The following is a 7,201-nucleotide window of genomic DNA, read 5'->3' as shown; positions in this document are numbered from 1 at the left end:
AGACGATAGACGATAGACGATAGACGATAGACGATAGACGATAGACGATAGACGATAGACGATAGACGATAGACGATAGACGATAGACGATAGACGATTTTGAAACTATCTAGGGAAAGGTCAAGGAATAAATATTAAATATGATGGGATTATGAGAATGGTGGGTCGTACTGGATTCGAACCAGTGACCAATTGATTAAAAGTCAACTGCTCTACCAACTGAGCTAACGACCCGCTCATAATTTTATACTGATTTATTAATGGTCGGAGTAGAGAGATTCGAACTCCCGACATCCTGCTCCCAAAGCAGGCGCGCTACCAGACTGCGCTATACTCCGATGGCTCCTCGAACTGGACTCGAACCAGTGACCCAATGATTAACAGTCATTTGCTCTACCAACTGAGCTATCGAGGAATTAATCAGATTTGAATTCTGTATAGGGATAGCTGGTGGGTCGTACTGGATTCGAACCAGTGACCAATTGATTAAAAGTCAACTGCTCTACCAACTGAGCTAACGACCCAACTATCAAGTAATGGGGTGGACGATGGGGCTTGAACCCACGACCGCCGGAATCACAATCCGGAGCTCTACCAACTGAGCTACGCCCACCATTACTAATGGTGATGATAAAATAAATGGTCGGAGTAGAGGGATTCGAACCCCCGACATCCTGCTCCCAAAGCAGGCGCGCTACCAGACTGCGCTATACTCCGAATGGCTCCTCGAACTGGACTCGAACCAGTGACCCAATGATTAACAGTCATTTGCTCTACCAACTGAGCTATCGAGGAACTAATATTTTATCTTGCTTACAACAACCATCTTTAGAAGATGGCGGAGGAGGAGAGATTCGAACTCTCGGTAGGCTATTAACCTACGCCAGTTTTCAAGACTGGTGCATTAAACCGCTCTGCCACCCCTCCGTTGCGAGCGAGGTGTATAATACTGATTTGAGATTTCAGTGCAACCTCTTTTTGAAAAAAGTTTAACTTTTTTCACTCACATAGCCCTGATCAGCCGAAGAACGGATCCAAACGTTAGAATACCAGTAATAATGCTTGCCTGAATTGTCTGGCATAGTGCAGTTAATACGGCCTCGACCAACGCCAAATGGTTTAGGAGCCGTCGCCGTAACTTCAGTATCAGAAACCCAGTCCAGCATAGCTTTACCTTGACCAGATACATAACAAGCCAAGTCTTTAAAACGATACTTACCTTCTTTAAAGGTTAAACTGATCGACACAGGCTGATCCGTTGCATAATCTCCGCCAGTCTTTTCAGACAATAAAGGCATAGGCTTGGCATTTAGCTTCGTCTTTAATGTAGACATATTGGCATAAGTACCTGAAGCAGGAAAACGCGGTAAGTTCTCAAAATCGGAATCCGCACTCACCACACCAGACTGCTGACCAAATGCCATTATGCCTCGATCTTTCATCATATCTCGTATCTGGCTATTCGATTCGCCATAAGGATAAGCCAACATCTTTGGTGAATGACCTAGGTTTTTTTCAAGCAGCTCTTCAACGGTATCCACTTCTTTTGTCATACGAGACAACCAAGCCTCATCAGACTCGCCCTTCTCTTTACGCAACATATAAGGATGACTGATAGTATGGTTAGCAAACACGCCACCAGATTGCTCCATCTCTTTCATCTGATCCCAAGTTAAGAAACTGCGACTCTTACGCTCAACGGGTTCAGTATTAATAAACACCGTAAAAGGAAAGTTTCTTTCTTTAAGAATAGGAAAGCCTGCTTGGTAAATGCTGCGATAAGCGTCATCAAACGAAATAGCAACGGCTTTTTCCGGCAACGGCTTATTTGCCTTTAAGTCATCCAACGCAGAACGCAGATCCACTACCTGAAAGCCCGCGCTCTTTAAATAATCCATTTGCTCGGTAAATTGTTCAGGTGTCACTGAAGTCGATTTCGGTGAACTCGCACTTACATGGTGGTATTGCAGAACCGGTAAATAATCCTGAGCTTGAACCGCCATACTGGCACTCAACGCTCCTAATAAGATGCTGTAATGAACCTTTGACAACATGTCATTTCCTCTTTGATTAATGTTTGCCCACATTCTACGGACGAACTGGCAGCGTGACCAGTCTGTTCAAAACAACAAAACTGTTATGCCTGTTTTGCCATGTCACTGCATCTACTCATATTGATACAGGCCTCCTACACTCAATAGACATAAGGAGTGAATAAGACAAGGAATCACTATCTCCACAAGAGGAAAGAAAATGAGCAGATCTACTTTTTACAAGAATTTAGATAACCAACTCCAAGGTCTTAGAGAAGAAGGCCTCTATAAAATAGAGCGCCCACTAATCACACCACAAGCGAGCCAAATCACTACAGCTGACAAAACACCTTTAATCAACCTGTGCGCAAACAACTACCTTGGACTGGCAAATGATAGCCAAGTCACAAAAACCGCTCATCAGGCACTAAATGATTACGGCTACGGCATGGCTTCCGTGCGTTTTATTTGCGGAACACAAGACATACATACTCAACTGGAAAAAAGCTTAAGCGACTTTTTACAAATGGAAGACACCATTTTGTATTCTTCTTGCTTTGATGCCAACGGCGGCTTATTTGAAACACTGCTTAATGATGAAGACGCAGTCATCAGTGATGTGCTCAACCACGCCAGCATTATTGACGGTATTCGCCTATGCAAAGCAAAGCGCTACCGTTACGCCAACAACGACATGAATGAACTGGAAGCCAAGCTCCAACAAGCCGATAAAGACGGTACGAAAACTAAGCTGATTGTAACCGACGGTGTGTTTTCCATGGACGGTATCATCGCCGACCTTAAATCGGTTTGCGACCTTGCCGACAAATACGATGCGTTAGTAATGGTAGACGATTCTCATGCGGTAGGTTTTTTGGGCGAAAATGGCCGAGGCAGCCATGAATACTGCGATGTACTCGGTCGTATCGACATCATCACTGGCACATTAGGTAAAGCCCTTGGTGGCGCTTCAGGTGGCTACACCAGCGCCTCTAAAAGCATTGTCGACTGGTTACGCCAGCGCTCTCGCCCTTACTTGTTTTCAAACTCACTGGCGCCCGTCATTACCGCCACCAGCTTACAAATTATCGAGACTCTCAAACAAGGCGATTCGGCTCGCAAGCAATTAAAAGCAAACAGCCAATACTTCCGCAGCCAAATGAACGCTTTAGGCTTCAACCTGATACCTGGCGATCACCCTATTATTCCTGTTATTTTAGGAGACGCAAAACTCGCACAAGAGATGGCAAATGCGCTATATAAAGAAGGGATCTTTGTAACCGGATTCGCCTACCCAGTTGTCCCAATGGGCAAAGCCAGAATTCGCACACAAATGTCAGCGTCACTAACAAGGGAACAGCTCGATCTTGCCATAGCCGCCTTTGCCAAGGTAGGCCGCGAGATGGGTGTCATTGAAGGAAAAAGGGAAGGAAATAAATAATGAAAACGCTTGCGAAACTTCATGCGGAAAAAGGCATTTGGATGACAGACGTCCCGCATCCAGAATGTGGACATAACGATGTCGTGATCAAAATAAGCAAAACCGCCATCTGTGGAACAGACATGCATATCTATCAATGGGACGATTGGGCGCAGAGCACCATTCCTGTGCCTATGACAGTGGGTCATGAGTTTGTTGGTGTGATCACAGAGATTGGCCCAGAAGTGTCTGGATTCAGTGTAGGTGACCGTGTTTCTGGGGAAGGTCATATTACTTGTGGCCATTGCCGAAACTGTCGTGCCGGCCGTCGCCATCTGTGTCGAACAACGCTTGGGGTTGGCGTCAATCGCACCGGCGCTTTCGCGGAATATTTGGTCATTCCAGCCAGCAACGCATTCAAGATCCCCAATAACATCAGCGACGAAATGGCGGCGATATTCGACCCTTTTGGAAATGCCACTCACACTGCCCTGTCTTTTGACCTAATCGGTGAAGACGTTTTAATCACAGGCGCAGGTCCAATTGGCGCCATGGCAGCAGCCATTGCTAAGCATGTAGGTGCGCGCAATGTGGTGATTACCGATGTAAACGACTTCCGCTTAGATCTGGCAAAAAAAATGGGCGCGACCCGCACCGTCAACGTCAGCCGTGAATCATTAAAAGATGTGATGAACGAGATAGACATGCACGAAGGCTTTGACGTGGGCTTGGAAATGTCAGGCAATGACACTGCATTCCGCTCCATGCTGGAATGCATGAATCACGGCGGGAAAATTGCCATGTTAGGCATCCCAGGAAAAGACACACTGATAGACTGGAACCAAGTCATCTTTAAAGGCCTTATAATCAAGGGCATATATGGACGAGAAATGTACGAAACTTGGTACAAAATGGTTGCCATGCTGCAATCTGGCTTAGATATTTCCCCAATAATCACCCATCGCTTTCATGTTGATGACTTTCAGCAAGGCTTCGACACCATGGGGTCTGGCAAATCAGGAAAAGTCATTCTGGACTGGAATTAAATCCACCAAGGTTATTGCGTCTAGAAGATGATCGCGTTAGCGTAATTCTTTTAGACGCAAACCGAGCAATCACATGTTAGAAATAGGCACTCAAACACACCCTCTTCCCCATCAAGATGCGCTCTATATTCTGCTACATCGAAATCAAGTATTAGTAGAGTCAGAAAATCAATTTCTTACGCCTTTTACACACTTCCAACCTAATTCGAAAATGAGCGCTATCTACTGTGGAAAATGGCATGGACAAGACATCTTCGTGTGTCGCTTTGAATCCATTCCCAAAGGCTTTTCCGAAATTGGTCTAAGAGAGTTGCTCTTCTTACAAGACCAGCACCATTACATTTTATTAAGTCGTGCTCATCAGTTATCTACCTGGGATCGTGATCACCAATTTTGTGGTCGATGTGGCTCGCCAATGAATGAAAAGCACGTGGCCGAACACACCAAGATCTGCCCGTCTTGTCACCTGCGTCACTATCCTCGTATTTCCCCTTGCGTCATTATATCGATCCGCAAAGACGATCAAATTCTACTTGCTCGTGGCCCACAAGCACCTAAAGACAGGTTCAGTAACATCGCGGGGTTTGTCGAAGCGGGGGAAACATTAGAACAGGCCGTAGCAAGAGAAATTAGAGAAGAAGTCGGTCTGGAAGTCACCAACATTCGCTATGTAAGCAGCCAGCCTTGGTCTTTCCCACATCAGCTAATGGCCGGTTTTTTTGCGGATTATGAAAGTGGTGACATCACACCTGCACCAGGTGAAATAGAAGAAGCCAACTGGTACTCAATTGATGACTTACCAAATATCCCCAACAACGCGACGATTTCAGGACAACTGATTAATCTACATGTAGAACACATCAAAAACTCATTACCTTAACTTGTTATCGCAAATGGTAGTAAGTGAAAAACAACTGCCATTTGCAACTTTCTTGTCATATTCAGTCGCTAGAGTAAATGCACAAACTTTCCCCTCTGGAGACACCTTCATGCGTTTGCCTATTGCATTACCTTTATGTGCCACTGTTGCCTTACTTGGCGGCTGCACAACAACGAACACCGACACACACTCTGCAACGTCTTCCATCGAACTAAGCTTTTTAGGACGTTATGAATCGGGCGTATTTGACGGCAGTGCTGCCGAGATAGTGGCTTATGATGCAAAAACCCATGAAACATTTGTGGTCAATGCGAACTCTGGAAAAATAGATGTTCTATCTATGAAAGAACCAACAGCGCCCAACAAAATCAAAACACTGGATGTCAGCAAAGACGTCGCAAACTTGATGGGAGTAGCCCTTGGCGCAGCAAACAGTGTCAGCGTACACAAGGGTATTATGGCCGTTGCCATTGAAGCTAAACCAAAACAAAACATGGGTTACATCGCTTTCTACAAAATTGATGGCCATGCCTTTATCACCGCTGTAAAAGTCGGTGCGCTTCCTGATATGGTGACCTTTACCCACGATGGTAAACAAGTTGTTGTGGCAAACGAAGGTGAGCCAAACGATGAATACACCATTGATCCAGAAGGCAGTATCAGCATCATTGCCATTCCAAATGACATCACGACATTAAGCCAAAAAGACGTCACCGAGGTATCATTTCGTGACTTCAATAACGGCGGATCACGAGCGGCTGAGCGTCCTGCTGGATTACGCATTTTTGGTCCTAACGCCAGTGTCGCTCAAGACTTAGAGCCAGAATACATTACAGTATCCAAAGACAATCGTTATGCGTTTGTGTCATTACAAGAAAATAACGGTATCGCAAAAATCGATCTATCTAACAAGTCAGTCGATGCTATTTGGGCTTTAGGTGTCAAAGATTACAACAAAACGGGTAACGAGCTTGATATTAGCGATAAGGACAAAACCATTCAGCTACAAAACTGGCCTGTTCTAGGCATGTATATGCCAGACAGCATTGCTTCTTATATGATTTCTGGAAAAACCTACATCGTCACAGCCAATGAAGGTGACTCTAGAGATTACAAAGGCTTCAGCGAAGAATATCGTGTCAAAGACCTTGCCGAACTCAACAGCCGTCTTGCACTAACTAGCCCGCTTAAGCATAGCATTGAAGGTCAGCTAGAAGATGACAAAAACCTGGGGCGCATGAAAATCACCAGCACTTTGGGCGCAAAAGATTGTGAGCTCGTAAAAGGCGCACCAAGCAATTGTACCTTTACTGAGTTGTATGGTTACGGCGCACGCTCATTTTCTATATGGAGCGGTGACACTGGCGAGCAAGTCTTTGATAGCGGTAGCGATTTCGAACGTATTACGGCTAATCAATTAGGCGAAAATGGCTTTAACGCGTCGAACGACTCGAACAAAACCGATGGCCGTAGCGATGACAAAGGCCCAGAACCTGAAGCTTTAACCCTAGGCCAAATCGATGGTCGTACTTATGCCTTTATTGGTTTAGAGCGTGTTGGCGGCATCATGGTATACGACATCACAACACCGGCAAAAAGCCAGTTTGTGCAATACTTAACCAGCCGCAACTTCGATGCTAAAGTTGACACCTCGGCAGCAGGCGATCTTGGCCCAGAAGGTATGAGTTTTGTTTCAAAACAAGACAGTCCAACAGGTCAAGCCCTATTGATTGTCGGCAATGAAGTCAGTGGAACCACATCGGTTTACGGCATTTCACCAGTCAAATAATGATCCATAATCAATAACTTTAGCCCCCTCTTT

5 protein-coding genes and 8 tRNA genes are annotated in these 7,201 nt (G+C 45.3%); 4 read left to right on the top strand and 9 right to left on the bottom strand.

All coding sequences use genetic code 11. From position 1 onward, the window contains the following. Positions 1-158 precede the first annotated feature (158 nt). The 9 genes from AC2A4J_RS04410 to AC2A4J_RS04370 all read right to left on the bottom strand — a co-directional run bounded on the left by AC2A4J_RS04410 (position 159) and on the right by AC2A4J_RS04370 (position 2,054). Positions 159-234 (bottom strand) — tRNA-Lys (locus AC2A4J_RS04410). A gap of 27 nt (positions 235-261) precedes the next feature. Beyond that, positions 262-338: transfer RNA gene (locus AC2A4J_RS04405), tRNA-Pro, on the bottom strand. A 1-nt stretch (position 339) separates the two neighbouring features. Beyond that, positions 340-415: transfer RNA gene (locus tag AC2A4J_RS04400), tRNA-Asn, on the bottom strand. A gap of 33 nt (positions 416-448) precedes the next feature. Then, positions 449-524: transfer RNA gene (locus AC2A4J_RS04395), tRNA-Lys, on the bottom strand. A 13-nt stretch (positions 525-537) separates the two neighbouring features. Next, positions 538-613: transfer RNA gene (locus tag AC2A4J_RS04390), tRNA-His, on the bottom strand. Between the two features lie 27 nt (positions 614-640). Beyond that, a tRNA-Pro gene (locus tag AC2A4J_RS04385) sits at positions 641-717 on the bottom strand. Positions 718-719: 2 nt separating this feature from the next. Then, positions 720-795, bottom strand: a tRNA-Asn gene (locus AC2A4J_RS04380). A gap of 41 nt (positions 796-836) precedes the next feature. Then, positions 837-927, bottom strand: a tRNA-Ser gene (locus AC2A4J_RS04375). A 62-nt stretch (positions 928-989) separates the two neighbouring features. Then, positions 990-2,054 carry a polysaccharide deacetylase family protein gene (locus tag AC2A4J_RS04370; protein ID WP_484175080.1) on the bottom strand — a complete coding sequence of 355 codons (1,065 nt, stop codon included), beginning with the start codon at positions 2,052-2,054 and terminating at the stop codon, positions 990-992. A gap of 199 nt (positions 2,055-2,253) precedes the next feature. Between AC2A4J_RS04370 and AC2A4J_RS04365 the strand changes: the two genes are divergently transcribed. From AC2A4J_RS04365 to AC2A4J_RS04350, 4 genes are all read left to right on the top strand, one after another. Next, complete coding sequence (locus AC2A4J_RS04365) at positions 2,254-3,474, top strand: glycine C-acetyltransferase (RefSeq protein WP_484175079.1); 1,221 nt, start codon at positions 2,254-2,256, stop codon at positions 3,472-3,474. Beyond that, entirely contained in the window at positions 3,474-4,499 is a 1,026-nt protein-coding gene (gene tdh / locus AC2A4J_RS04360; protein ID WP_484175078.1) for an L-threonine 3-dehydrogenase, read from the top strand. Before AC2A4J_RS04365 ends, tdh begins: the two co-directional genes overlap by 1 nt. Before the next feature lie 73 nt (positions 4,500-4,572). After that, on the top strand, positions 4,573-5,379 hold the full coding sequence (nudC, locus tag AC2A4J_RS04355; RefSeq protein ID WP_484175077.1) for an NAD(+) diphosphatase: 807 nt from the start codon (positions 4,573-4,575) through the stop codon (positions 5,377-5,379). A gap of 109 nt (positions 5,380-5,488) precedes the next feature. Beyond that, a complete protein-coding gene (locus AC2A4J_RS04350) occupies positions 5,489-7,168 on the top strand; it encodes a choice-of-anchor I family protein (protein ID WP_484175076.1) in 1,680 nt (559 codons plus the stop codon). Positions 7,169-7,201 lie beyond the last annotated feature (33 nt).

This window comes from Marinomonas sp. ATLA20 (genome assembly GCF_057180105.1).
The sequence above is the reverse complement of the archived record's forward strand: the minus strand, read 5'-3'. Positions and strand labels throughout refer to the sequence as shown.

Coding starts and splice junctions, on each gene's coding strand:
- AC2A4J_RS04370 (WP_484175080.1), bottom strand. CDS start 2,054: ATGTTGTCAAAGGTTCATTACAGCATCTTATTAGGAGCGTTGAGTGCC.
- AC2A4J_RS04365 (WP_484175079.1), top strand. CDS start 2,254: ATGAGCAGATCTACTTTTTACAAGAATTTAGATAACCAACTCCAAGGT.
- tdh (WP_484175078.1), top strand. CDS start 3,474: ATGAAAACGCTTGCGAAACTTCATGCGGAAAAAGGCATTTGGATGACA.
- nudC (WP_484175077.1), top strand. CDS start 4,573: ATGTTAGAAATAGGCACTCAAACACACCCTCTTCCCCATCAAGATGCG.
- AC2A4J_RS04350 (WP_484175076.1), top strand. CDS start 5,489: ATGCGTTTGCCTATTGCATTACCTTTATGTGCCACTGTTGCCTTACTT.